The sequence below is a fragment of the Mycobacterium sp. genome (assembly GCF_047975165.1).
Lineage (GTDB): Bacteria > Actinomycetota > Actinomycetes > Mycobacteriales > Mycobacteriaceae > Mycobacterium.
Map to the genome: position 1 here is coordinate 1 of NZ_JBKECZ010000107.1, position 1,566 is coordinate 1,566.

The 1,566-nt window shown below is 25.5% G+C and carries 4 protein-coding genes; 3 read left to right on the plus strand and 1 reads right to left on the minus strand.

Translation table 11 applies throughout. The annotated features are described in order from the left end of the window. The coding region (locus tag ACK5M9_RS11665; RefSeq protein WP_416893331.1) for a hypothetical protein at positions 1 to 773 on the minus strand (773 nt) is incomplete at its 3' end. A 238-nt stretch (positions 774 to 1,011) separates the two neighbouring features. Here ACK5M9_RS11665 and ACK5M9_RS11670 point away from each other — a divergent pair. The 3 genes from ACK5M9_RS11670 to ACK5M9_RS11680 form a co-directional block, all read left to right on the plus strand. Next, positions 1,012 to 1,260: a hypothetical protein gene (locus ACK5M9_RS11670; protein WP_416893332.1), complete on the plus strand. Its 249-nt coding sequence runs from the start codon at positions 1,012 to 1,014 to the stop codon at positions 1,258 to 1,260. Further along, complete coding sequence (locus tag ACK5M9_RS11675) at positions 1,241 to 1,381, plus strand: hypothetical protein (protein ID WP_416893333.1); 141 nt, start codon at positions 1,241 to 1,243, stop codon at positions 1,379 to 1,381. The genes ACK5M9_RS11670 and ACK5M9_RS11675 overlap by 20 nt, the downstream gene beginning before the upstream one ends. Then, a partial coding sequence (locus ACK5M9_RS11680; RefSeq protein ID WP_416893334.1) for a hypothetical protein occupies positions 1,382 to 1,566 on the plus strand: 185 nt, incomplete at its 3' end. It abuts the gene before it with no gap.

A 1,566-nucleotide genomic window follows, 5' to 3' on the forward strand; every position in this document is an offset into this window, starting at 1 on the left:
ACTTTTACAGATTCTGCATCAGATTCAGAATTAGATTCAATAATAAATGATTCATTAGAAATGCTAAATGAGATTTTAGTTTCTGTTGATCTAGTTAGAATAGAAACTTTATCTATAGCATTCATTAATACTTCTTTATCTACTGTTAATTCTTTATTATATCTTTCTAGAGAGAAGTGTTTATCAAACATTGGGAATGTACCTTCAATTAGTCTAAATTGATTAATCATATTCTCTGAAGATATAGTACACATACTATTAGTTGTTTTGAATGTATATGTATCTGTATCTGGTAATAATTTAACTAGTTCTCTAGCAACTTTTAATGGGATTATTTTATTTATTCTTGCATCACTATTTACATCGACTGAATAAGAAGCAATTTTAATTCCATCACAAGCAGCTACAGATAATTTACCATTATTAATAATTAAATTAATACCTTGGAAGATAAATTTAGTATGGTATTCAAAACCAGCAAAACTAACTCTATTAATTGCTCTCTTTAAAGCTACTGCAGGAATTTCTACAACTTGATCAAACTCTGTTTGATAAGTTGGTGTTTCATAGTTATCTGCATCTAATAGTGAGATCTTGTAGTTAGAATCAGCATCTTCTATAGTTAATAGATTTGAATCTAGTTTTGTAAATGTTACATATTGTCCTTCCATCTTTTGAACTATGTCATTTAGTAAATTTGCTTTTACAAGTACTCTACCTGTTTCGAAAATTTTTGTATTAGTTAAAGATGTATCTTCAATCTTAGTATCCATTCAATCGTTTCTACCTTCGAAAGTAATTGATGTATCTCATACATTAATTAATACTCCAGTAAACTCTACTCTACTAGATACTGATTGTACAGATGTAGATAGTCTTCTTAAATAATTTTTTATTGTGTTTAATTCTATTTGAAATTTCATAATATATTCTCCTTATATTTTGTATCTAATTAATTATACTTTATTATGTTTGATATACTTATATTAACAAAATTAATTTTAGAAGAATATGATTCCAATAGTTATAGTTACATCAATAATAATCATTGCAATACTAGTTATTGTAGTTTTCTTTATTTCTAAAAAGAAGAAAGAAGAAAAGAAAAAGGAAGTTGGAGAGATCTATTCTGATGTTAAAGATGAAATTATGAGATTTAAAAAACATTACAATAAAAAACACGAAGTCAAAAATTCTAAAATTAGAGATAGACACAACCAAATTTTAAAGGAGAGAGAAAATGAAAATGCAGGAAATTAATGTAACACAATTAATAAAAAAGAAAGAGGAAAGAGAATTATTAAAATCTTTTATTAACACTACTTATCTTAAAGAATTCAAATTTGAAATCAATACTCCTATTCCTGAACACAAAGAATGAATGCAGGTAGGGACTACTGTAGATTATCTAGTTAGAAAATCTTTACAAATAAATCATGGATTAGAATTTGAGGAAGAATTATATTGTGAAAAAAGTTTAAACTTATATTTAGATCACCCAGAAATTATCCATTTAAATTATGATGAAATGAAAGAATATTACCCACCCAAAATAGAGTTCTTCAA

Excerpts from the sequence above, each read along its gene's own strand:
- ACK5M9_RS11675 (WP_416893333.1), top strand. The coding sequence starts at position 1,241 with ATGAAAATGCAGGAAATTAATGTAACACAATTAATAAAAAAGAAAGAG.
- ACK5M9_RS11670 (WP_416893332.1), top strand. The coding sequence starts at position 1,012 with ATGATTCCAATAGTTATAGTTACATCAATAATAATCATTGCAATACTA.